The organism is Amycolatopsis sp. (genome assembly GCF_035276945.1).
Lineage (GTDB): Bacteria > Actinomycetota > Actinomycetes > Mycobacteriales > Pseudonocardiaceae > Amycolatopsis_E.
Genome location: NZ_DATELF010000003.1, coordinates 65,586 through 88,046 on the forward strand (window position 1 = coordinate 65,586; position 22,461 = coordinate 88,046).

22 protein-coding genes, 1 pseudogene and 1 riboswitch are annotated in these 22,461 nt (G+C 71.5%); of the genes and pseudogenes, 13 read left to right on the forward strand and 10 right to left on the reverse strand.

The genetic code is table 11. The features are described from left to right. Nucleotides 1-70: 70 nt before the first annotated feature. Nucleotides 71-853: a DeoR/GlpR family DNA-binding transcription regulator gene (locus VJT49_RS00370; RefSeq protein WP_324161921.1), complete on the forward strand. Its 783-nt coding sequence runs from the start codon at nt 71-73 to the stop codon at nt 851-853. Nucleotides 854-881: 28 nt separating this feature from the next. On the opposite strand, the gene VJT49_RS00375 is transcribed toward VJT49_RS00370, so the two are convergent. Together VJT49_RS00375 and VJT49_RS00380 are read right to left on the reverse strand one after the other, a co-directional pair. Then, on the reverse strand, nt 882-2,318 hold the full coding sequence (locus tag VJT49_RS00375; protein WP_324161923.1) for a cobyric acid synthase: 1,437 nt from the start codon (nt 2,316-2,318) through the stop codon (nt 882-884). 61 nt (nt 2,319-2,379) lie between these two features. Next, nucleotides 2,380-3,294, reverse strand: coding sequence for a cobalamin biosynthesis protein (locus tag VJT49_RS00380; RefSeq protein ID WP_324162031.1), 915 nt, complete (start codon nt 3,292-3,294; stop codon nt 2,380-2,382). Nucleotides 3,295-3,348: 54 nt separating this feature from the next. On the opposite strand from VJT49_RS00380, the gene VJT49_RS00385 reads away from it, so the two are divergent. The 6 genes from VJT49_RS00385 to hisS all read left to right on the forward strand — a co-directional run bounded on the left by VJT49_RS00385 (nt 3,349) and on the right by hisS (nt 7,525). Continuing rightward, on the forward strand, nt 3,349-3,963 hold the full coding sequence (locus VJT49_RS00385) for a bifunctional adenosylcobinamide kinase/adenosylcobinamide-phosphate guanylyltransferase (RefSeq protein WP_324161925.1): 615 nt from the start codon (nt 3,349-3,351) through the stop codon (nt 3,961-3,963). Next, nucleotides 3,960-4,988: a nicotinate-nucleotide--dimethylbenzimidazole phosphoribosyltransferase gene (gene cobT / locus VJT49_RS00390; RefSeq protein WP_324161927.1), complete on the forward strand. Its 1,029-nt coding sequence runs from the start codon at nt 3,960-3,962 to the stop codon at nt 4,986-4,988. The genes VJT49_RS00385 and cobT overlap by 4 nt, the downstream gene beginning before the upstream one ends. 14 nt (nt 4,989-5,002) lie before the next feature. Next, entirely contained in the window at nt 5,003-5,725 is a 723-nt protein-coding gene (locus tag VJT49_RS00395) for an adenosylcobinamide-GDP ribazoletransferase (protein WP_324161929.1), read from the forward strand. A 52-nt stretch (nt 5,726-5,777) separates the two neighbouring features. Beyond that, complete coding sequence (locus tag VJT49_RS00400) at nt 5,778-5,927, forward strand: hypothetical protein (RefSeq protein WP_324161931.1); 150 nt, start codon at nt 5,778-5,780, stop codon at nt 5,925-5,927. Nucleotides 5,928-6,015: 88 nt separating this feature from the next. Next, the gene (locus VJT49_RS00405) at nt 6,016-6,147 is read left to right on the forward strand and encodes a hypothetical protein (protein ID WP_324161933.1); all 132 of its coding nucleotides are present in this window, start codon (nt 6,016-6,018) and stop codon (nt 6,145-6,147) included. A 100-nt stretch (nt 6,148-6,247) separates the two neighbouring features. Continuing rightward, nucleotides 6,248-7,525: a histidine--tRNA ligase gene (hisS, locus tag VJT49_RS00410; protein ID WP_324162032.1), complete on the forward strand. Its 1,278-nt coding sequence runs from the start codon at nt 6,248-6,250 to the stop codon at nt 7,523-7,525. Nucleotides 7,526-7,542: 17 nt separating this feature from the next. On the opposite strand, the pseudogene VJT49_RS00415 reads toward hisS, so the two are convergent. After that, nucleotides 7,543-7,953, reverse strand: a pseudogene (locus tag VJT49_RS00415) (SDR family oxidoreductase); the annotation flags it as partial. 138 nt (nt 7,954-8,091) lie between these two features. Between VJT49_RS00415 and VJT49_RS00420 the strand changes: the two are divergent. Continuing rightward, nucleotides 8,092-8,763 carry an alpha/beta hydrolase family protein gene (locus VJT49_RS00420; protein WP_324161935.1) on the forward strand — a complete coding sequence of 224 codons (672 nt, stop codon included), beginning with the start codon at nt 8,092-8,094 and terminating at the stop codon, nt 8,761-8,763. On the opposite strand, the gene cobC is transcribed toward VJT49_RS00420, so the two are convergent. The 4 genes from cobC to VJT49_RS00440 all read right to left on the reverse strand — a co-directional run bounded on the left by cobC (nt 8,752) and on the right by VJT49_RS00440 (nt 13,759). After that, nucleotides 8,752-9,768, reverse strand: coding sequence for an Rv2231c family pyridoxal phosphate-dependent protein CobC (cobC, locus tag VJT49_RS00425; protein ID WP_324161937.1), 1,017 nt, complete (start codon nt 9,766-9,768; stop codon nt 8,752-8,754). The genes VJT49_RS00420 and cobC overlap by 12 nt on opposite strands. After that, on the reverse strand, nt 9,761-11,086 hold the full coding sequence (locus VJT49_RS00430) for a cobyrinate a,c-diamide synthase (RefSeq protein WP_324161939.1): 1,326 nt from the start codon (nt 11,084-11,086) through the stop codon (nt 9,761-9,763). Before VJT49_RS00430 ends, cobC begins: the two co-directional genes overlap by 8 nt. A 4-nt stretch (nt 11,087-11,090) precedes the next feature. Then, nucleotides 11,091-11,693 (reverse strand): cob(I)yrinic acid a,c-diamide adenosyltransferase, encoded by a 603-nt coding sequence (gene cobO / locus VJT49_RS00435; RefSeq protein WP_324162034.1) that lies wholly within the window; start codon nt 11,691-11,693, stop codon nt 11,091-11,093. 149 nt (nt 11,694-11,842) lie between these two features. Beyond that, the gene (locus VJT49_RS00440) at nt 11,843-13,759 is read right to left on the reverse strand and encodes a putative cobaltochelatase (protein ID WP_324161941.1); all 1,917 of its coding nucleotides are present in this window, start codon (nt 13,757-13,759) and stop codon (nt 11,843-11,845) included. A gap of 24 nt (nt 13,760-13,783) precedes the next feature. Then, nucleotides 13,784-13,900, reverse strand: a riboswitch (cobalamin riboswitch). A 42-nt stretch (nt 13,901-13,942) separates the two neighbouring features. Here VJT49_RS00440 and cbiT point away from each other — a divergent pair. Further along, on the forward strand, nt 13,943-15,265 hold the full coding sequence (cbiT, locus tag VJT49_RS00445) for a precorrin-6Y C5,15-methyltransferase (decarboxylating) subunit CbiT (RefSeq protein ID WP_324161943.1): 1,323 nt from the start codon (nt 13,943-13,945) through the stop codon (nt 15,263-15,265). After that, the gene (cobM, locus tag VJT49_RS00450; protein WP_324161945.1) at nt 15,262-16,068 is read left to right on the forward strand and encodes a precorrin-4 C(11)-methyltransferase; all 807 of its coding nucleotides are present in this window, start codon (nt 15,262-15,264) and stop codon (nt 16,066-16,068) included. The genes cbiT and cobM overlap by 4 nt, the downstream gene beginning before the upstream one ends. Nucleotides 16,069-16,358: 290 nt before the next feature. Here cobM and VJT49_RS34985 read toward each other — a convergent pair whose 3' ends face one another. Further along, nucleotides 16,359-16,580: a hypothetical protein gene (locus tag VJT49_RS34985; RefSeq protein WP_414635764.1), complete on the reverse strand. Its 222-nt coding sequence runs from the start codon at nt 16,578-16,580 to the stop codon at nt 16,359-16,361. Here VJT49_RS34985 and VJT49_RS00455 point away from each other — a divergent pair. Next, the gene (locus VJT49_RS00455; RefSeq protein ID WP_414635763.1) at nt 16,525-16,656 is read left to right on the forward strand and encodes a DUF3761 domain-containing protein; all 132 of its coding nucleotides are present in this window, start codon (nt 16,525-16,527) and stop codon (nt 16,654-16,656) included. The two genes, VJT49_RS34985 and VJT49_RS00455, sit on opposite strands and share 56 nt — an antisense overlap. Before the next feature lie 125 nt (nt 16,657-16,781). Here VJT49_RS00455 and VJT49_RS00460 read toward each other — a convergent pair whose 3' ends face one another. Further along, entirely contained in the window at nt 16,782-17,162 is a 381-nt protein-coding gene (locus tag VJT49_RS00460) for a hypothetical protein (protein ID WP_324161947.1), read from the reverse strand. Between the two features lie 116 nt (nt 17,163-17,278). Next, nucleotides 17,279-18,364, reverse strand: a complete 1,086-nt coding sequence (locus VJT49_RS00465) for a cobalt-precorrin-5B (C(1))-methyltransferase (protein ID WP_324161949.1) — start codon at nt 18,362-18,364, stop codon at nt 17,279-17,281. On the opposite strand from VJT49_RS00465, the gene VJT49_RS00470 reads away from it, so the two are divergent. Beyond that, complete coding sequence (locus tag VJT49_RS00470) at nt 18,337-19,113, forward strand: cobalt-precorrin-6A reductase (RefSeq protein ID WP_324161951.1); 777 nt, start codon at nt 18,337-18,339, stop codon at nt 19,111-19,113. The genes VJT49_RS00465 and VJT49_RS00470 overlap by 28 nt on opposite strands. A 109-nt stretch (nt 19,114-19,222) precedes the next feature. After that, complete coding sequence (locus VJT49_RS00475; protein ID WP_414635760.1) at nt 19,223-22,435, forward strand: arabinosyltransferase domain-containing protein; 3,213 nt, start codon at nt 19,223-19,225, stop codon at nt 22,433-22,435. The last annotated feature ends 26 nt before the right edge of the window (nt 22,436-22,461 follow it).

Here is a 22,461-nt window from a genome sequence, read left to right on the forward strand (position 1 = left end):
TCATTCCAGATCGCGGTTACCCAACCACGGACGATTTCCCTATGGCGCCGAAGAAGGTGATACTGCACCGATGCATCGGCATCAGAGGCTGAACACGTTGCTCGAGATGCTGGGGCAGCGGGGCCGGATAGAGGTCGACGAGGCGGCCGAAGAGCTGAAGGTCTCCCTCGCGACGATCCGGCGCGATCTTGATCATCTGGCGGAGCGCCAGTTGCTGACCCGCACGCGCGGCGGGGCGGTCACCGGCAACGTCGCCTACGACCTCCCTGGCCGGCACAAGGCACAGCACGCCAGAGAGAAGGAGCGGATCGGCGCGACGGCCGCCCGGTTCGTCCAGCGCGGCATGGTGATCGGGCTCAACGGCGGCACGACCACCAGGGAGGTCAGCCGCGCGATCGCCACCAGGCCCGAGTTCAACGACAGCGGCGCCACGCACGCCCTGACCGTGGTCACGAACGCGCTCAACATCGCGCACGAGCTGACCGTGCGGCAGAACATCAAGATCGTGGCCACCGGCGGCGTGGCCCGGCCCCATTCGTTCGAGCTCACCGGGCCGTACGCGGCCGCGACGCTGAACGAGATCAGCCTGGACATCGCCTTCATCAGTGTCGACGCGATCGATCCGCTGCGCGGGGCGTATTCGGACCACGAGGCCGAGGCGAACGTCAACCGGCTGCTGGTCTCACGCGCGCGGCAGGTGGTCGTGGTGGCCGACGCCTCCAAGCTCGGCGGGTACGCCTTCGCCCGGATCTGCGCCACGCTCGACCTCGACATGTTGATCACGAGCGTGAACGCGGACCCCGATCTGGTGGCCGCCTTCGAAATGGAAGGTGTGAAGGTCCGCGCGGTGTGAACCACGGCTGCCGAGACAGCACGGGGACTCAACCGGCCACAAGCCGGGACAGCGTCCTGGTGTCCAAATGCTCGTCGACGGCGTCGGCGAGCCGGTCCAGCATCGACTCGCGCAACATCGCGAAACCGGGCGCGCCGAGAGCCGGTGACCAGGCGATTCCGGCCTGAGCGGCGGCCTCGGCGAGCCAGGCGCGGCGGAAGCCGTCGTTGTCGAAGGCGCCGTGCCAGGTGGTGCCCCAGACGGCACCGCTGCGCCAGCCGTCCAGGAACGGCTCGGCGTCCCCGGTGGCGACCGCGCTGCCGTGGTGGATCTCGTAGGCCGAAACCTCGTGGCCACGCCAGTGCCCGACGGGCCTGCCGAGGGTCTTTTCGGGGGTGAACGTGACCGTCGTGGGCAGCAGGCCGAGGCCCACGACGGTGCCCACGCCGGACTCCACGTGGTCGGTGATCTCCTGTGCCAGCATCTGGTAGCCGCCGCAGAGGCCGAGCACGGGACGCCCCGCCGCGGCGCGTTCGGTCAGCGCGCCGGCGAGGCCACGGTCGCGGAGCCACCGCAGGTCGTCGACGGTGGCACGCGAACCGGGCAGCACCACGACGTCGCTCGTGCGGACCACGTCCGGCTCGGCGGTGAGGCTGACCGCGACCCCGGGCTCGGCGGCGAGCGCGTCGACATCGGTGGCGTTGGAGGCGCGTGGAAACCGCACCACGGCGACCCGCAGGGAGCCGCCGTGCCGCTCGCGGGTCCAGCCGGCGGCGGCGAGCGCGTCCTCGGAGTCGATCCACACGCCGTGGAGCCACGGCAGGACGCCCAGCACCGGGCGCGCGGTCAGTTCTTCGAGCCGGTCGAGGCCGGGGTGCAGCAGGCCGGGATCGCCACGGAACTTGTTGACGATCCAGCCCTTCACCAGTTCCTGGTCTTCGGCGTCGAGCAGGGCGAGGGTGCCGTACATCGCGGCGAAGACCCCGCCGCGGTCGATGTCGCCGACCACCAGCGTCGGCAGGCCGAACCGGCGGGCCAGGCCCATGTTGACGTAGTCGCCCGCGCGGAGGTTGATCTCGGCGGGGCTCCCGGCGCCTTCGCAGACGACGACGTCGAACCTTGCCCGCAGTTGGGCGAACGCGTCGAAGGCGAGCTGGCCCAGGCCGGCCCGGCCGGTCGCGTACTCGCCCGCTTCCAGGACCCCGAACGGTTTGCCGAGGGCGACGACATGGCTGCGGCGGTCGCTGCCCGGTTTCAGCAGCACGGGGTTCATCGCCGCTTCCGGCTCGACTCCGGCCGCGCGCGCCTGAAGCCACTGGGCGCGCCCGATTTCCGCGCCGTCCGCGCACACCATCGAGTTGTTGGACATGTTCTGCGCCTTGAACGGCGCGACCCGGATGCCCTGTCGTGCCAGCCAACGGCAGATGCCCGCCGTGACCAGGCTCTTGCCCGCGTCCGACGTGGTGCCCGCGACGAGAACGCTCACGCTTCCTCCTCCGCGAGCTTGCTCGCGATCGTGCCGGCAGGGCGCTCCTTCCGCGACCAACTCATCGCACCACCGCGATCGCCAACGCCGCCAGACCGACCGCTCGCGACAGCGCCACCGCTCGCCTCAGGTCAGCGGTTCCCGGCGGGGGGCCGTCGCCGAGCGTGCCGCGGTCTTCGACACGGCCGCCGTAGCTGTTCACGCCGCCCAAGCGGACGCCCAGCGCGCCGGCGAACGCGGACTCGACCTGACCCGCGTTCGGGCTCGGGTGCCGTGAGCCGTCGCGACGCCAGATCCGCCAGGCTCGGCTCGGACGGTCACTCAACACGGCGGCGGCCAGCGCCGCGATCCTCGACGGGACCAGGTTGGCCAAATCGTCCGCACGGGCGGCCGCCCAGCCGAAGCGTTCGTAGCGGGCCGAACGGTGGCCGACCATGGCGTCCAGGGTGTTGAGCGCGCGGTAGCCGAGCAGACCGGGGACGCCCGCGACCGCACCCCACAGCAGCGGCGCCACGACCGCGTCCGAAGTGTTCTCGGCGACCGATTCCGTTGCCGCCCGGGCAAGTTCCCTGACGCCGAGCTCGGTGGCGTCGCGCCCGCACAGATGGCTCAGCCTGCGGCGGGCGGCGGGCAGGTCGCCCGCGTCGAGCAGTTCGGCCATCGCCTCGCCCTCGGCGGCCAGCCCCCGCCCGCCGAGCACGATCCAGGTGGCCAGCGCCGTGGCGGCGAACCGGCTCCTGCGTTGCAGGACCGCGCCAAGGCCCGCGGCCGCACCGGCGCACACGACGGTGTAGACCACCCCGCGGGCGCGCGAATCCGCCCACATCCGGCGCTCCAGTGCGGCCGCCGCGCGGCCGAACAAAGCCACCGGATGACCACGGCGCGGGTCACCCAGCAGCATGTCCAGAGCGTAACCGGCAGCGAGACCCAACGCGTTCGACGATCCGGCGCGGACCTCGCGTTCGGCAAACCGCAACGATCTTCCATCCACCACGGTCGCGACGGTAGCTTGTAGACGACAATGCCCGGTATGACGAAGCTGACCCAGCGGCTCGCGGCCTCGCTCGAGACCGCCGCGCGGCTGCTCCGCCAGCGGGACGAGGCCAAGGTGCTCGTGCTCGGCGGCGTGCGCTCGGGCAAGTCGCGGCATGCCGAGCGGCTGATGAGCTGCCATCCGGAGGTGGTCTACGTCGCGCCCGGGCCGCCGGCGAGCGACGACGACCCGGAGTGGGCGGCGCGGATCGCGCGACACCAGGCCCGCAGGCCCGGCAACTGGCGGACCGTGGAAACGATCGATCTCGCGATTACGCTGCGGAAGGCTTCGAGACCGTTGCTCATCGACTGCCTCGGCACCTGGGTGAGCCGCGTGCTCGGCGAGGTCGGCGCCTGGGATCAGGCCGAGGGCTGGGAACTGCGCCTGGACGAGCGGCTGGAGGACTTCCTCGACGCGTTCACCGTGGCGCATGTGCCGATCGTCGCGGTGAGCAACGAGGTCGGCATGGGTGTGGTACCGGCAACGGTTTCCGGCCGCCTGTTCCGCGACGTGCTGGGCGCGTTGAACAATCGAGTCGGCGCCGAGGCCGACAGCGTGCAACTGGTCGTCGCCGGGCGTGTCCTGTACCTTGACGAGAGGGCCCTGCTGTGATCGAGATCCCGGTTCCGGACGCCGAAGCCTTCGCCACCGCGCAGACCCGGCTGGACGCGCTGGTCAAACCGCTCGGCGCGCTCGGCAGGCTGGAGGAAATCGCGGCGTGGCTGTGCGCCGCGCACGGTGAGGTGCCGCCGCGGCCGCTGGACGACGTGCGTGTGGTGGTGTTCGCCGGTGACCACGGTGTCTCCGGTGTCTCTGGTGTTTCAGCCTATCCGAGGGAGATCACGGCGGCGATGGTCCGCGTCTTCCTGTCCGGCAAGAGCGGGGTCAACGTGCTGGCGGCCGAGGTCGGTGCGGGGGTCCGGGTACTCGACATCGGCGTGGACGACGGTCTCGTCGGCGTCCCCGAAGGGGTGCGGGCGTACAAGATCCGGCGCGGCTCCGGCTCGATCGACGTCACCGACGCGCTCGAACCCGGCGAGGCCGAGCGCGCCTTCGACGCGGGCCGGTCGGTGGCGGACGAGGAGATCGACGCGGGCGCGGACCTGCTGATCCCCGGGGACATGGGCATCGGCAACACCACGATCGCCGCCGCGCTGGTCGCTGCGTGCCTCGGCCTGCCCGCCGAGGAGGTCGTGGGCACCGGCACGGGCATCGACGAGGCGGGACGAGCGCACAAGGTCTCGGTGGTCTCGACCGCGCTCGCCCGGGCGGGTTCGCGGGTTTCCGAGCCGTTCTCGCTGCTGACTTCCCTGGGCAGCGCCTGCGCGGCGGCGACCGCGGGATTCCTGGTGCAGGGCGCCGCGCGCGGGGTTCCGGTGCTGCTGGACGGCGTGTTCTCCGGGGCGGCCGCACTGGTGGCGCACGAGATCGCGCCGGGCGCCGAGCGCTGGTGGCTGGCGGGCCACCGATCCACGGAACCGTCGCAGGCGTTCGCGCTGAAGGCGCTGGGCCTCGAGCCGATCCTCGATCTCAGCCTGCGACTCGGCGAGGGAAGCGGCGCCGTACAGGCCGTGCCGACCCTGCGTGCCGCCCGCGCCATCATCGCCGACATGGGCCTTCTCGCCGACCTCGCGTGAAGGACTCGTTGCGGATGGCGGTCGGGACGCTGACCGCCTTGCCGGTCCGGCCGCCGGGCACGATCGACCGCCGCGTGGCGGGTAGAGCCATGGCCCTGGCCCCCGTCGCGGTCGTTGGGCCGGCGGCCCTGGCCGGCGCGGTAACCTTCCTTCCCCTGCCTCCGCTGGTCAGGGCCGGACTCGCCGTCGGGTCGGTCGCCCTCGCCACCCGCGGCCTGCACCTGGACGGCCTCGCCGACACCGCCGACGGCCTGGGCGCGTCATACGACCGCTCCCGAGCCCTGGAGATCATGCGCCGCGGCGATTCGGGCCCCACCGGAATCGCCACCCTCGTCCTCGTCCTGATCGTCCAATGTGGAGCACTGGCGGGCGCGATCACCGCCGGACACGGCATACCCGCCACGGTGACCACCGTGCTGGCGAGCCGGTGCGTCCTGTCGGCCTGCTGCGTCCGCTTCATACCGTCCGCGCGCCCGTCGGGCCTCGGCGCCACAGTGGCCGGGTCCGTGCCGATTCCCTTGGCGGCAGTCGTCTTCCTGCTGGCTTTGACGTTGTCTTCGTTCGCTCCCGGCCTGCCGTGGTGGCGCGGGCCGATGGCGGTCGCGGTGGCCTACGCGTGCGCCGGGCTGTTGTTGTGGCGCTGCGTGCGCCGGCTTGGCGGTATCACCGGGGATGTCCTCGGCGCCTGCGTGGAAACAGCGGCCACCGCCGCGTTGGTGGCGCTCGCGTCGTACTGACTGCTTGACCACCCCCGTATGCGAGAATTCGAACTGTGCAGAATCTTGTCGCGTGCAGGGAGGCGTGGTGATCAGCCCGTATGTGCGGTGGCTGCGCCTGGCCGCCGAGCTGACCCGGTTGCGCGAGTCCGCGGGGCCGACGCATGAGCAGCCGGCGGCGTGTTCGGCGCCCTCGGGTGGGCCGCACTGGTGCGGGACGTGACCGCCACATCGGGGACAGGCATCGCCACGGCGCAGGCCGGTGGGAACAAGGCGACGGTCCGGTTCGCCCTGGGCCTCGATGCGGCGGTGTGGCGGCGTGGCGGCCGGCGGGACCGGAGGCGGAGTACACGCTGGTCGCCCACACTGATGGCGCCACCCACGTCACCCTGATCGCCGACCGGCGCGCGGAGGCGGTGCGGGAGCCGCGCGAGCGACATTGACCCTCGCCACCTGCCCCAAGCTGCCCGCCGCCCGGCGCCGCGGCCCGGGATTCCCTTGGCTACCAACAACATTTCAGGTGAGGACTCACTCGTGGTGAAGATGGACAACAGCCCCGCGCGGGGTACCCGTGACCTGCTCCCGGCCGCGGTGGCGACCCGGGACCGGGTGCTCGGCCTGATCCAGGACGTCTACCGCCGGTTCGGGTATCAGCGCATCGAAACCCCGGCGCTGGAACGGATCGAGCGGCTGACCGCCGGGCAGGGCGGCGAGAACGAGAAGCTCCTCTTCCGCATCCTCCGGCGCGGCCTGAACGAGCAGCTCCCCGCCGGTACGGCGCTGACCGAGCTGGTGGATCTCGGGTTACGCTACGACCTGACCGTGCCGCTGACCCGCTTCTACGCCCAGTACCGGGCGGAGCTGCCGCAGCCGTTCCGGTCGTTCCAGTTCGGGCCGGTGTGGCGGGCGGAACGCCCGCAGAAGGGCCGGTACCGGCAGTTCTACCAGTGCGACATCGACCTGGTCGGCGAGCCGAGCGTGCTCGCCGAGGCCGAACTGATCGAAGCCACCACCCAGGCGCTGGCCGCCGCCGGGCTCGACGGGACCACCGTGCGGCTGTCCGACCGCCGGTTCCTCGCGGCGCTGGCCACCGCCGCCGGGGTGGGAGTCGAAGCCCAGGCCGGGTTCTTCGTCACCCTGGACAAGCTGGACAAGATCGGTTGGGACGGAGTGAGCGCCGAACTCGTCGACGACCGTGGCCTGCCCGCCGAGGTGGTGGCGGCCGCCCGGGACAAGATCGAATCCCTCACCGACCTCCCCGCCGGGAAGGTCGCCGACGTGCTGGCCGACGTGGTCCCCGGCCTGCCCGAACAGGTCGCCGCCGACCTGGCCACCACCGCCGACTACCTGGCCGCCTTGGACGGGGTGACGTGGGCGTTCGACCCGACCCTGGTGCGTGGCATGGGCTACTACACCGGGCAGATCTTCGAGATCACGCACCCGGCCGCGGCCGGCTCGATCGCCGGAGGGGGCCGCTACGACGAGTTGATCGGCCGCTCCCTGGGCACCGAGGTGCCGGCGTGCGGGTTCTCCATCGGGTTCGAGCGCATCGTCGACCTCGTCGGCACCACTCCCGCCGGCGAGCGGATCGCGGTGCTCTACGAGGCGGACGTACCGGTCGCACGGGCCCTGGCGGCGGCGCGGCGGCTCCGGGAACAGGGTGTGGTGGCCTCGCCGGTGCGGCGCAGCGGGAAGTTCGGGGCCCAGTTGACCCGCCTGGAGAGCTGGGGGTTCACCGCGTTCCTTCCGCTGGTGCCCGGCCAGGACACCGACGAGTTGCCGCAGCCGCGGCCACTCGGACGCGACGGCACCCCCCGGTAACTGCACCCGAGATCAACTCATCCCCGGCTGTCTTGGCCGCCCCCCAACGTGTCAGGAAACGAGTACCGGCCGAGCAGGCAGCCGGCGTCCACCGGTAGTGCCGTGCCCGTCAGGTAGCGGCCCGCGTCGGAGACGAGGAAGAGCAGCGCCTCGGTGATGTCGAGCGGCTCGACCCCGGGTACGGGGAGTGCGTGCATCGCCTGGGAGCGTTCGGCGAAGTCGTCGCGGGTCCGGTTGGGCAGGCCGGGGGGCGAAGAGCCGGAAGGTGTCCTCGTGCATGATCGTCGGCGTCTCGACCTGGGTGGGGGTGGAGTGACCCGGATGTGGTGCGGCGCCAATTCCAGGGCCAGGGTGCTCATGAGGCCGACGACGGCGTGCTTGGCCGAACCGTAGCGCAGCCCGGCGGCGGAGCTGGTGATGACGATGGAGCCGCCCCGGCGTCCAGGGTCTCAAGTCGGTCTCCGCCGCCAGAGTCATCACCTGCTGACGGCACCGCGCCCGCTCCCGATGATTCTGGTCCTGCTCGGCGGTCTTACTCGTTGAGAGCCGACGAGAGCGAGGTTGACGTGAGTGTGTTGTTCGTGCTCATTCCCGGCGCCGGGGGTGCGGCCTGGTTCTGGCATCGGGTGGTGCCCGAGTTGCGGGCCCGCGGCCACCAGGCCGTCGCGGTCGACCTGCCCGGCCCGGACGAGTCCGCAGGGCTGCCCGAGTACGCCGACGCGGTGGGCGGCGCGATGGGCGATCACGACAGCGTTGTGGTGGTGGCCCAGTCTCTGGGCGGCTTCACCGCCGCGATGGCGTGCGCCCGCCGTCCGGTCGACCTCCTTGTGCTGGTCAATGCGATGATCCCGCGGCCTGGCGAAACACCGGGGCAGTGGTGGGGCAACACCGGATCGGAGGCAGCCCGCATCGCGGCGGCTCAAGCGGCCGGGTACCCGACAGAGTTCGACCAGGGCACCTACTTCCTGCATGATGTGCCCGCTGACGTCGTCGTCGCGGGAGAATCGCATGACTACGGCGAGGCCGACATCGTGTTCGGCCAGCCCTGCGATATCCGGCAATGGCCTGACGTGCCCACCCGCGTGGTCGCCGCGGCCGGGGACCGGTTCTTCCCGCTGGAGTTCCAGCGCCGAGTCGCCCGGGACCGCCTCGGTATCGACACCGATGTGGTCCCCGGCGGCCACCTGGCCGCGCTCTCGTATCCAGCGGAGCTGACCGAGTACCTGTTACAGCAGTAGTTCTTCCAGCACGCGAAGAAACCCCGCGATCGTCGGTTCGTCGCGGACGGCGATCCGGAGCCAGTCCGGGCCGAGACCGGGGAAGGTGTCGCCACGGCGGACCGCGTAACCGGCGGTCCGCAAGCGAAGGCGGAGCCGGTCGCCGCCCGGAATGCGGACGAGCACGAACGGGGCCTTTGGTTCTCCCGCGACCTCGACACCCAGGGCGCGCAGGCCGTCGGCAAGATGCTTCCGGTCTCGCTCGGCGGACCAGGTCAGCGCCTCCGCCTCCGCCAGCGCCGCCGGGCGGCAGCAGGCGACGACCGCCCGGGCGGCGAGGGTGGACACCGACCAGGGTGGCTGAACGGCTCGAAGCCGGTCGATCACCGCGGGCTCGCCGAGGACATAGCCCGCGCGCAAACCGGCGAGACCCCACGTCTTCGTCAGGCTCCGGATCACCAGCAGCCCGGAAAGCGCCTGCCCCGCAAGGGATTCCGGCTCGCCGGGCACGGCGTCCAGGAAAGCCTCGTCGACGACGACCAACCGTCCCGGCCGCAGCAGCGCCCGCAGGGTCGACGCCGGATGCAGCACCGACGTCGGGTTCGTCGGGTTGCCGACGAACACCAGGTCCGCGTCCTCGGGCACCAGATCGGCGGCGAGTTGGAACCCGTCCGTGAGCACCACCCGGTGCACGGGATGGCCCGCCGCGCGCAGCGCCGCCTCCGGTTCCGTGAACTGTGGATGGACGACGACCGCGTGCCCGGGCCTCACGGCATTGGCTACCAACGTGAAGGCCTCCGCGGCACCGGCGGTGACCAGGACTTCGTCGGGTGCGCGGCGATGCCGGAGCGCGACGGCCTCGGCGGCGGCAGTGGGGTCCGGGTAGGCGGCGAGGCCGGACAGGGCATCCGCGAGTTCACGGCGCAGCCATTCGGGTGGTTCCGGCAACCGCACGTTGACGGCGAGATCAACGAGACCGGCGCCGACCTCGCGGTCGCCGTGATGATGCAGGTCGTAGTCATCCATGGGCGTGTACCGCCGCGGCGAACCGTCGTGCCAGCGAAGGGTGTCCCGCCCAGTGGACGTGCAGATACGAGGCGTGCAAGGTGGGCGAGGCGAAACCCTCACCGGTGCCGTCCCATACCCAGGCCGCGGTTTTTCCTTGCCGTGGCAGGGTTTCGGTGCGGTGGAACTCATGGCCGGTGACGTGCTGCCCGCCCTCGCCGAGCAGATGCGCGGCGGGCGCGGTCGCCTTCCGGTAGCCGAGCGCGCCACGGTTCGTCATGTGCGCGGTGGCGTCCAGTACCCCGGCCATCGGGAGCCCGTCAAGCTCACCGCACAGGTAGAGCAGGCCCGCGCACTCGGCGACCACCGGCATCCCGGCGGCGGCAACCTTGGCGACCTCCTCCCGCAACGAAACGTTGGCGGACAACTCTTCGGCGTGCACCTCCGGAAACCCGCCACCGAAATAGAGCCCGGCGCAGTCCCTTGGCAAGGCCTTGTCCCGCAACGGATCCAGCTCGACCACGTCGATGCCCAGCCCGTCCAGTAACTCCACCGTCTCGGTGTAGCGGAAGGTGAACGCCGGTCCCCCGGCCGCGGCCACCACCCGTCGAGGCCCTGAAACAGCCGGAGGGCCCCACGGCGAACCGGCAAGGCGAGGCGCCGCGCGCGCAACCCGCGTGATCGCGTCGAGGTCGACACCACCGGCGATCCACGCGGCCAGCTTCGGCAGGAGACGCTGGGACTCCGCGGCCCGCTCCGCCGCCGGGACGAGACCAAGGTGACGGCTCGGCGCGTGGATGTCGTCGCTGCGCCGCAACGCGCCCAGCACCGGAATCCCGGTCGGCCGCAGTGCGGCGCGGATCTCGTCCTCGTGCCGCTCGGAGCCCAGCTTGTTGAGGATCACCCCGGCGAGTTCGAGTTCCGGGTCGTAGTGCGCGAAGCCGAGCACGGTCGCCGCGACACTACGGCTCGCCGCGCTCGCGTCGACCACCAGCACCACCGGTGCGGAGAGCAGCCGCGCCACATGGGCGGTGGACGCGTATCCCTCGGTGCCGAGCGCGCCGTCGAACAACCCCATCACGCCCTCGATCACCGCGAGGTCGGCGGCCCCGTGCAGCAACAGCGGCACCACCAGGTCCTCGCCCTGGAGGAACGGATCCAGGTTGCGCGGCGGGCGTCCGGTGGCGAGCGCGTGGTAACCCGGGTCGATGAAGTCGGGGCCCACCTTGTGCCCGGAAACCCGCAGCCCGCGTGAACGCAACGCCGCCATGAGCCCGGTCGCGACAGTCGTCTTGCCATGTCCCGAACCCGGGGCGGCGATGATCAAACGGTCTACCATGCGGTCACCATTCGATCCCCCGCTGGCCCTTCTGCCCCGCGTCCATCGGATGCTTGATCTTCGTCATCTCCACGACCAGGTCCGCGGCCGCCACCAGCTCCGCCGGCGCGTTCCGGCCGGTGATCACCACGTGCTGGCGGCCGGGCCTGGCCAAGATCGTCTCGACCACCTCGGCGGTGTCGATCCAGCCCCAGTTCAGGGGGTAGGTGAACTCGTCCAGCACGTAGAAGTCGTGCCGCTGCCCGGCCAGCCGGCGCTTGATCTCCGCCCAGCCCTCCCGCGCGTTCGCCGCGTGATCTTCCTCGTTCCCCTGCTTCCGCGACCAGCTCCAGCCTTCGCCCATCTTGTGCCACTCGACGGTGCCACCCTCGTCCAGCGCCCCCAGCGCACGAAACGCCGACTCCTCGCCGACCCGCCACTTCGCCGACTTGACGAACTGGAACACCCCGATCGACCAGCCCTGGTTCCATGCCCGCAAGGCCATCCCGAAGGCGGCCGTCGACTTGCCCTTCATGGCTCCGGTGTGCACGGCGAACACGGGCCGGTTCCGGCGCTGCCGCGTGGTGAGCCCGTCGCCGGGCACGACCTCGGGTTTCCCTTGCGGCATCAGGCCGCCCTCCTGTGCCCTGCGGGACACCCGCACCCGGTCGGACAACCTGAACAGAACTTCGCCACGGTCACCCAGGCCGCCCTCCTGTGCCCTGCGGGACACCCGCACCCGGTCGGACAACCTGAGCGGAGCTTCGCCATGGTCACTCAGGCCGCCCTCCTGATCCTTGTCCGAACCTCATCCACAAGCGACACTTCATCGAGCGGAACGTGCTCCGCGCCGAGGTGTGCGGCCAGTTCGGCGGCCAGGCCCAATCGCATCCGGCCGCTCTCGCAGTCCATCACCACCGACGACACGCTCGCGCCGGCAAGGAGTTCCGCGGCGGCATGCGAACGGCCGACGGCATCCGCACCGCTGGTCGCGCGGCCATCGGTGACCACGACGAGCAGCGGCCGCCGGCGAGGATCCCGGATCGCCTCGACACGCAGGACCCGCGCCGCTTCGAGCAATCCCTCCGCCAGCGGGGTCCGCCCGCCGGTCGGCAGGGCTTCCAGCCGCGCCGCCGCGGCTTCGACACTGATCGTCGGCGGCAGTGCCAGTTCGGCCCCGCCCGCGCGGAAGGTAACCAGACCGACCTTGTCACGCCGTTGGTAAGCGTCGAGCAGCAACGACAGCACGGCCGCCTTCACCTCACGCATCCGCGCCCGCGCACCCATCGACCCCGACGCGTCCACACAGAACAGCACGAGGTTGCCCTCCTTGCCCTCGCGCCGAGCGAACCGCAGATCGCCGGGACGCAGCACAAGGGCGCGGTCCCGGCCCCGCGCCCGCTGGTGCGGGGCGGCCGCCATCAACGTGGCGACAAGATGCGGCCGTCCTTCCCGCGCGCTCGCGGGCTTGACGCCGACCGTGCGGCCGCCCTCGTGCTCGGCCCTGGACCGCCTGCCACGCTCCCCCTCGCCGACCCCGCGGACCCGGAAAACTTTGGCCTGGAACGGTTTCCCGGCCGACTGCGTGTCGGTACGGGTACCGCCTTCGGACTGCTCGCCGTCCGTTTCCGGCGGGGCGTGCTCGGGCGAACCGGGCCCGTCATCGTCGGGGCCGGGATCTTCCGGGGGCTCGGCGTCGCGCAGCGCCTGGTCCAGTTGCTCCTCGTCGATGCCCGGCGCGTCGAAGGGATTGCGCCGGCGCCGGTGTGGCAACGCCAGCCGCGCCGCCACCCGAATGTCCTCTGTGGACACAACTTCCCGGCCGCACCAGGCGGCGTGCGCGACCGCGGTGCGCGCCGTGACGATGTCCGCCCGCATCCCGTCCACCTCGAAGGCCGCACAGACCTCGGCGATCTGCCGCAACGCGTCGTCGGTGAGCGCCACCGAGGGCAGAAGTTCCTGTGCCGCTTGGATTTCCCCGGCCAGCGCAGCGTCCTGGGTGGCGTAGCCGGCGGCGAAGGAGTCCGGGTCGGCCTCGTAGGCGAGACGGCGGCGGACGACTTCGGCCCGCTGCCCGGGATCCCGGCTGGCGGCGACCTCGACGGTCAGCCCGAACCGGTCCAGCAGCTGCGGACGTAACTCGCCTTCCTCCGGGTTCATCGTGCCGATCAGCACGAACCGCGCCGCGTGCGAGACGGAAACCCCCTCCCGCTCGACGGTCGCCCGACCCATCGCCGCCGCGTCCAGCAGGGTGTCGACCAGGTGGTCGTGCAGGAGGTTGACTTCGTCGACGTAGAGCAGCCCCCGATGGGCCGCGGCGAGCAGGCCGGGCTGGTAGTCGGTGACACCCTCGGCCAGCGCGCGTTCCAGGTTGAGCGAGCCGACGACCCGGTCCTCCGCCGCGCCGACCGGTAGTTCGACCAGCCGTGCGGGGCGCCGGACACCTTGGGTGTCCTCGTGCGGGCCGTCCGGGCAGGCGGGATCGGGTTTGCCGGGATCGCAGGAAAACCGGCAGTGCTCGACCACCTCGACCTCGGGCAGCAGCCCCGCCAGCGCGCGGACCATGGTCGACTTCGCCGTGCCCTTCTCGCCGCGGACGAGAACCCCGCCGATCGCCGGGGAAATCGCGGACAGCACGAGCGCGAGCCGCAACTCGTCCATCCCGACGACAGCGCTGAACGGGTACGGCCGCAAGGGCCCTCCTTCGGCTCGGAGCGGGTCTCCACGCCCGCCGGCTACTGGCCGCGTGCCGGGCACGCGACGGCTCGCCCAAGCTCTGGCTCCCGGACATACCGGTCACAGTGGCGGGACCGCCCCGGATTCGCACCGGGTTCCTGAGACGGCCGTCGCAGGCATCATCGCATACGGTTTTGCTTTGTGACGATCGTCGTTGTGGGTATCGGTGCCGACGGATGGGCCGGGCTGGGTGAGCCGGCCAGAGCCGAGATCACCGCGTGCGACGTGCTGTTCGGCGGCCCGCGCCAGCTCGACCTGGTACCCGTCGACGTCGAAAAGGTGCCCTGGCCGAGCCCGCTGCTGCCCGCGCTCGACGAGTTGTTCGCCACACATGCCGGTAAGCGGATCTGTGTGCTGGCCAGCGGCGATCCGTTGCTGTCCGGGATCGGCACGACCCTGCTGAAGCGGTTCACGGAGGGCGGCCCGAGCGACCATCGCGAAGCCACACTCGGGACGCCCGACCGGGTGCGGGTCCCCCGCAAGACACAGCAGGGCGGCCCGAGCGACCATCCCGAAGCCACACCCGAAACGCCCGACCGGGCGCGGGTGTCCCGCAAAACACAGGAGGTCCGGATCCTGCCGGGGGTGTCGTCGGTCGCGCTCGCGCGGGCACGTCTCGGCTGGTCCGCCGAGGAGACCGAAGTGATCAGCGTGGTGGGTCGCAGTGTGCACCGGGTGAGCCGCGCGCTGGCGCCCGGCCGCCGGATCCTCGTGCTCGGTTCCGAACCGGACGAGGTTGCCGCCCTGCTCACCGAACGAGGTTTCGGGGACAGTTCGATGACGGCGCTCGAGCAACTCGCCGGACCGGCCGAACGACGCGTCGAGGCACTGGCACGGGAGTGGTCCGAACCCACCGATCCGCTCACCGTCCTCGCCATCCGGTGCGGTAGCGGCCCGGCGCTGCCCTTGCTCGGCCTGCCCGACGACGTCTTCGAGCACGACGGCCAGCTCACCAAACGGGACATGCGGGCGTCGGCGCTCGCCCGGCTCGCGCCGGTTCCGGGCGAGCTGCTTTGGGACGTCGGCGCGGGCGCCGGCAGCGTGGCGATCGAATGGTCCCGCGCACATCCCCTGAACAGGGCCATCGCGATCGAACGCGACCCCGAGCGCGCCAAGCGGATCGAGCGCAACGCGGAACGCCTTGGCGTGCCGGAACTTCGGGTCATCACCGGGACCGCGCCCGGCGCCCTGGCCGGGCTTCCGACGCCGCAAGCGGTGTTCGTCGGCGGAGGCCTGGCAGCGCTCGACGCCTGCTGGTCCGCGCTGGCACCGGGCGGAAGGCTGGTCGCGCACGCGGTCACCCTTGGGTCGGAGCAGGCGCTGGCGCGCGCCTATACCGAGCACGACGGCGAGCTGATCCGGATCGGCGTCGAGCATGCCGCACCGCTCGGCGGGTTCACCGGCTGGGCACCCGCCAGGACGGTGACCCAGTGGAGCGCGCGCAAACGTTGGGAGACCGCGTGACCGTCTACTTCGTCGGGGCAGGCCCCGGTGCCGCCGACCTGATCACCGTGCGCGGCCGTGACCTGCTCGCGCGCTGCCCGGTCTGCCTCTACCCGGGCAGCCTGACTCCGCCGGACCTGCTGGCGCACTGCCCGCCGGGGGCGAAACTCGTCGACACCGCACGGCTTTCCCTCGACGAGATCGTCGCCGAGTTGGTCGCGGCGAACGGCGACGTGGCCCGGCTGTGCTCGGGCGACCCGTCGATCTACAGCGCGGTCGCCGAGCAGATGCGCAGGCTGGACGCGGCGGGGGTGCCGTACGAGATCGTCCCCGGTGTGCCCGCCTTCGCCGCCGCGGCCGCCGCCCTGGGCCGGGAACTGACCGTGCCGACCGTCGGGCAGAGCCTGGTCATCACCAGGGTGCGGGCGCGCTCGACCCCGATGCCGTCCGGCGAGAACCTGCCTGCCTTCGCGGCGACCGGCGCGACCCTGGCGCTGCACCTGGCGGTCAACCGGATCGAGCAGGTGGTCGAGGACCTGTTGCCGCGTTACGGCGCCGACTGCCCGGCAGCGGTGGTGGCGTGGGCTTCGCAACCCACCCAGCGGATCGTGCGGGGCGTCCTCGGCGACATCGCCGGACGGGTGCGCGCCGCGGGCATCGACCGTGCCGCCGTCATCTTCGTCGGCCGCGTCCTGACCGCCGAGACCTTCCCGGACAGCTACCTTTACTCGGTGTCACGGAATCGACAGAAGCTGACCGCGGAAGAACTACTCACCCGGGACCGGGTCGGAGACGACGACCCCTGGGACCGCCGCGAGAGCTGAAACCGTTTCGCAATCAACCACCTGATACAGCTCGTCGGCCCGCGCCGACTCACCCTTGCACATAGATCAACCAAGGGGTGAGTGAGCGTGAACAACTTCGTGCCGCAAAGACACGGCAAGCGCCGGCCATCGATTACCGCGGCCGTGGCCGGCGCAATACTGCTCGTCAGCGGCTGCGCGGACGTCGGATCGTCGCGTCCGGCCACCCCGGCGCCTGCCATCACCGACACGGTCGTCAGCAGCACCGGTGCGTTGCCCAGCTGGCCCGCGATCCCGCCTACGCCGTCAAGTCAGACGGCCGCCACCATCGGGGCTCCCCCGGTCACCACAGCACCGAAGATCAGCATCGCGCCTCCGCCCGCACCAGCGCCGAACGCCGGCACGGCGCCCTCGGCGGCCACGCGCAGGGCCTCTTCCTGTGGTCCGGACGAGTATGTGAACAGCGACGGGAACTGCGTGCCAAGGCCCGTCCAAGCCGGCTCGCCGCCCCCGGGCGCCACTGCCCGATGCAAGGACGGCACCTACAGCTTCAGCCAGCACCGGCAGGGCACCTGCTCGGGTCACGGTGGCGTGGCCAGCTGGTTGTAATACCCAGGGCCGGCCGGCGCGGCACTGATTCGACCGTTTGGCCAACAAAGGGGCGTTCTTGAGAGTAGCTTCAAAACTCCGCGATGATCAGCTGGATCTTGTGAAAGGTGAGCCGCGATGGGGCGTCACTCGTCCAGACCACCGACCCCACCGCGCGACAGACGCTGGCTGTGGATCGCTGGGAGCTTCGTCGGCGGGCTGATCGTCGTGGCCGCGGTCAGGACCCCGCTCGAGAACACCAGCGTGAACGCCGAGGACCCGGGTTCCCAGTCGGCGCCCGGACGGATCACCGTCGCACCCGCGCCGCCGAGTTTCGACACCCGGCCGACCCCGTCGGAGACCACCGGCACCTCGGGCGAAGCCCCGCCCGCGGTCAGTGCGCCCAGTCCCAGCCCGGCCGCCATGGTGACCGCGCCGAGCACCACCACGACGACCACCATGCCGCCCCCGCCACCGCCCCGGAAGCGGGAAACCCCCACCACGACGGCACCACCGCCGCCCGTCATCCCGCCACCGGTGCCCACCGCACGTCCGCCGGCGCACACACCGCCAAACCCGGACGACAACAGCCGGAGTTGGGGATCTCGGCCGGGGTACGGATACCAGGAACGCCATCCGAGGGTCACTTGTCACTGCTACCACCCGTATTCGTGCCCGTACGCCCCACGATGGTTCCCATACGGTCGATCACGATGACGTCGACCGCCACCGGAGCGTGCGCGAGAACGTCAAGAGCGACCGATCTGGCGCGCACGGCGACAAGGTCGCCGATCGGGAACCCCGCCGCCTGGGACAACTGCAGGGCGTGCAAGGCCGTGTTCGCGTTCTTGATCCGCTCGGCGAGTTCCAGGCGACCGGCTTCCGCGGCGAGCGAGGCCAGCAGGCCGAGATCCACCTGCGAGCGCTGGGAATGCAGGTCGAGATGCCCCGCCGCGAGCTTGGAGAACTTGGCGAATCCACCGGCCAGTGACAGCCGGGGCACGGGATGCCGCCGGAGGTATTTCAGCACCGCGCCCGCGAAATCGCCCATGTCCAGCAACGCGCTTTCCGGCAGCCCGTAGCGCTCCGCGACCACGCGTTCCGAGGTGCTGCCGGTCGCGCCCGCCACGTGCCGGTGCCCCATCGCCCGCGCCACGTCCACGCCCTGCCGGATGCTTTCGATCCAGGCCGAGCACGAATAGGGCACCACGACCCCGGTGGTGCCGAGGATCGACAGCCCGCCGACGATGCCCAGCCGGGGGTTCCAGGTGCGCTCCGCCAGCTTTTCACCACCTGGAATCGAGATTTCGATCACAACATCGCCGCTGCCGTCGTGGGCCCCGGCGACCTGCTCGACGGCCTCGGTCATCAGCCGGCGCGGCACCGGGTTGATCGCGGGCTCGCCGACCGCCAGCGGTAACCCTGGCCGGGTGACCGTGCCCACGCCCTCCCCGGCGCGGAACACCACGCCCGCCCCCGGCTCACCGGGCGACACGGTGGCGAGGACCAGCGCACCGTGCGTCACGTCCGGGTCGTCGCCCGCGTCCTTGATCACCCCGGCCGTCGCCGAGGAACCGGTCAGGCGCTCGGTCGCCAACGCGAAGCTCGGCCGCTTTCCCTTGGGCAGCAGCACCTCGACGGGATCGGGGAACTCACCGGTCAACAGCGCGGTGTAGGCGGCCGTCGTGGCCGCGGTCGCGCATGCTCCGGTGGTCCAGCCATAGCGCACAGGTAATTATTGCTCTCGTGATTCTCGTGCTGGGCGGCACCGCCGAAGCCCGTGAGCTGGCCGCCGCGCTTGCCGGTGAGGTGCGCGTCGTGACGTCGCTCGCCGGGCGTGTGGCCAACCCTCGGCTGCCCGAGGGTGAGGTCCGCGTCGGCGGCTTCGGCGGACCCGACGCACTCGCGCGCTGGCTCACCGACCACGACGTGCGCGCGGTGGTCGACGCGACGCACCCGTTCGCCGAGCGCATCGGCACCTCCGCCGTGACGGCCGCGAAGAAGGCGGGAGTACCGCTGCTCCGGCTCCAGCGACCGGGCTGGCAACCGCAGGACGGTGACGACTGGCGGTGGGTCGACACGCTCGACGAGGCCGCGGGCCTGGTCGGCACGCTCGGCGAGCGGGCCTTCCTCACCAGCGGCCGGCAGGGCCTCGCGGCCTTCGCCGGATGCACCGGAACCTGGTTCCTGGCCCGCTGCGTCGACCCGCCCGAGCCCCCGCTGCCGCCGAAGATCGAAATCCTGCTCGACCGCGGCCCCTATCCGCTGGCGAAGGAAAAAGCCCTGCTCAGCGACTATCGGATCGACGTGCTGGTGACCAAGGACAGCGGCGGTTCGATGACCGCCGCCAAGCTCGTGGCCGCCAGGGAACGCGGCATCCCGGTCGTGGTCGTCCGGCGCCCGCCCCGGCCCGCCGCGCCCGCGGTCGCGGACGTGACCGCCGCGCTGGACTGGGTGCGTCGCACGGCGGCGTCGTGATCGCCGGCCAGCACGGACCTGACCAGGTTCACCGGCGGTAAGCGGGCATAATTCCGTGAGCATCGAGCCCGAAGAAGATCCGACACCCCAAGGCGATAGCGTTCGACCAATGAGGATGGCCAGCAGGACGCCGACCGTCACCTCGGACGAGGTGAGTGCCGATGATCAGCCACGTCGTCAAACCACCGGCGCCCGGCCGCGCACCCTGCTGTGGCGGACGCTGGCCGTCGTGCTCGGGTTGTTCGCGGCCATCTGCGCGATCGCGTACCCGTTGCTCCCGGTGGTCCAGGACACCGCCAAGATCATGTGGCCCGTTGGCACCGACACCAGGCCGGTCAACGCCCCGCTGACCGGCTACTGGGCACAGGACCTTCAGGTCACCGTGCCGTGCGCGACGATCAAGTCGATCGGCGCCCGCCAGCCCGGCGGCGCGCTGCTGTTCTCCACGATTCCCGGCGCACGCACCGAACAGGGCGCCGGCATGCAGCTCCGGGTGGAAAACGGCGTGCTCAGCGCGTTCAGCCGGGGCCAGCAGGTGGCCAGGCAGCCGTTGCCGGCGGCGGGCTGTGACGTCCAGTTCGGCTCGACCGCCACGCACACCACGCTCAAGGTCGCCGGCACCCCGGTCTACGACTCGGGCGGCGACGTCCGGCCCCGCGTGGTCGGCATCTACACCGACATCGCCTCGGGCAAGGACCCGATCGACGGGCTGAACGTAACGATCACCACGGACACCCGGTACCAGTCCTCACCGACCGGCTTCAAGGTCGGTATCGGCGTGTTCGCGGTGCTGTCGCTGATCGGCTGCCTGCTGGCGGTCAACCGGCTGGACGCCAAGGGCGCGCGGCGGGCGCCCCGGTGGGCCCCGATCGGCTGGTGGAAGCTGAGCCCGCGCGACCTGTCCGTGTTCGGCGTGCTCGGAATCTGGGTGGTCATCGGCCCGGTGACCTCCGACGACGGCTACATCCTCACCATGGCCAGGGTCGCGGGCGCGGTCGGCTACCTGACCAACTACCACCGCTGGTTCGGGGTGGCCGAGGCGCCGTTCGGCTGGAACGACCACATCTACGAGCTGATGGCGCAGGTGTCCACGGTGCCGCCGTGGATCCGGCTGCCCTCGTTCCTGCTGGGCGTGATCAGCTGGCTGCTGATCAGCCGTGAGGTGATGCCCCGGCTGGGCACCCAGGTCCGCAACAGCCGTGCCGCCGGCTGGGCGGCGGCCGTGGTGTTCCTGGTGTGGTGGATGCCGTTCAACAACGGTGTCCGCCCCGAGCCGTGGGCCGCGCTCGGCTCACTGGTCGCGCTGTGCGCGGTGGAACGGAGCCTGGTCACCCGGCGGCTGCTGCCGTTGTGCCTGGGCCTGATCGGTGCGGCGCTGGCACTGGCCGCCACCCCCACCGCGCTGATCGCCGTGGCGCCGTTCCTGGTCGCCGCCCGACCGCTGTTCCAGATGCTGCGCAGCCGCGCCCGCGAAGGCGGGTGGCTGCCGGTGCTCGCGCCCATGGCGGCCGCCGGGTTCATCGTGCTGATCGTCGTGTTCGTGGACCAGACGCTGGCCACGGTCATGGAGGCCACCCGGTTGCGGGGCCTGGTCGGTCCCAACGAACCCTGGTACAACGAACTTTCGCGGTACGAGCTGCTGTTCGCCAACAGCGCCGACGGCGCGATGACCCGGCGGTTCCCGGTGCTGCTGCTCATGCTGTGCACCGGCACCTGCCTGGTCGTGCTGCTGCGCCGGGGCCGGATCCAGGGTGCCGCGCTGGGCCCCGCCCGGCGGCTGATCGGCACCGTGGCGCTGTTCTTCCTGCTGCTGGCGCTGACCCCGACCAAGTGGACCCACCACTTCGGCGCGTTCGCGGCGGTGGGCTCGGCGATGGCCGCGCTGACCGCGCTCGCCACCAGCACCACCGTGCTGCGGTCCAAGCGCAACCGCGCGGCGTTCACCGCGGGGCTGCTGGTGGTCGCCGCGCTGGCCGCGACCGGACCGAACGCGTACTGGTTCGTCTCCGGGCTCGGCGTGCCGTGGTTCGACAAGGCGCCTTCGATCCACGGCTACCACCTGTCCACGGTGCTGCTGCTGGCCGCCGCCGTGGCGGCGGTGATCGCGTTCGTGGAGAACGTGCGCGCCCAGCGGCCTGACCTGCCGCCGCCGGTGACCGAGCGCCGGGGTCGCGCGCTGCGGCTCGGGTCGATGTCGCTGGTCGTGGTGTGTGGCCTGGTGGTCGCCTTCGAGTTCGCGAGCATGGGCAAGGCGATCCAGAAGCAGTGGGGCAGCTACAGCCTCGCCACGGCGAACGTGGCGCACATCTTCGGCAGGAGCTGCAACCTGTCCGATCACGTGATGGTCGAGCAGGACCCGGTGGCCAGCGTGCTCAAGCCGGTCGCCGCGCGGACCTTGCCCGAAACGCCGCCCCAGGCCAACCCCGGCCTGCCCACGACCGACGACGACAACGGCACGACCTCGGCCGGTTTCCACGACACCCCCAAGGGTGAGAGCGGCGAGCCGCTGGGCGACCCGCCGCACGGCTACACCACGGCCACGGTGCCGATGTGGAGCAGCTTCCACGACCCCAAGGGACCGACAAGCCGGCTGCGCACCGACTGGTACGCGCTGCCGGCGAGCCACTCCGGAGCTCAGGTCGCGGTCGCGGTCGCGGCCCCGCCGGGCAAGGCGACGAGCGTGTCGCTGGAGTTCGGCACGCGGACCCCGGAGGGGGTGCGGGTGACCAAGAACGTGCAGGTGCTCGCGCCCAGCACGGGCACCGCGCAGAAGACCGGCGACGACCGGGGCAAGTGGAAGTGGGCCGACCAGCGGGTGCAGATCGGCGACCTGCCCCAGGACGTGACCCTCGTGCGGGTGGTGGCCAAGGACGACGACGTCACCGACGACGGCTGGGTCGCGGTGAGCGCGCCGCGGGTACCGACCTTCACCACGCTCACCCAGCGCGTCGGCAACGCCCCGGTGTACATGGACTGGCCGGCGGCCTTCGTCTACCCGTGCATGAACCCGGTGGTCTCCCACGACGGCATCTCCGAGATCCCGGCCTACCGGATCACCGCCGGTGACCTGGCGGCGGAGGCCAACTGGGCGGACAACGTGGGCGGCGGCCCGAACGGCTGGCTCGAGGAACTCGCCGACGAACCCGAGGTGCCGAGTTACCTGCAGGGCCAGCCCACCCAGTCGTGGGGCCAGCTGATGCAGATCGAGCCCTACACCGAGGGCGTCGCTCCGCACGTGGTGCGCGGAGAGAAGGTCGAGTGGGGCTGGTGGTCCCCCGGCCCCGGCCCGCAGCAACCCAACGGCTCCACCCCCACCCGCTGACCCGGACTCGCACGTCGCGAAAGCCC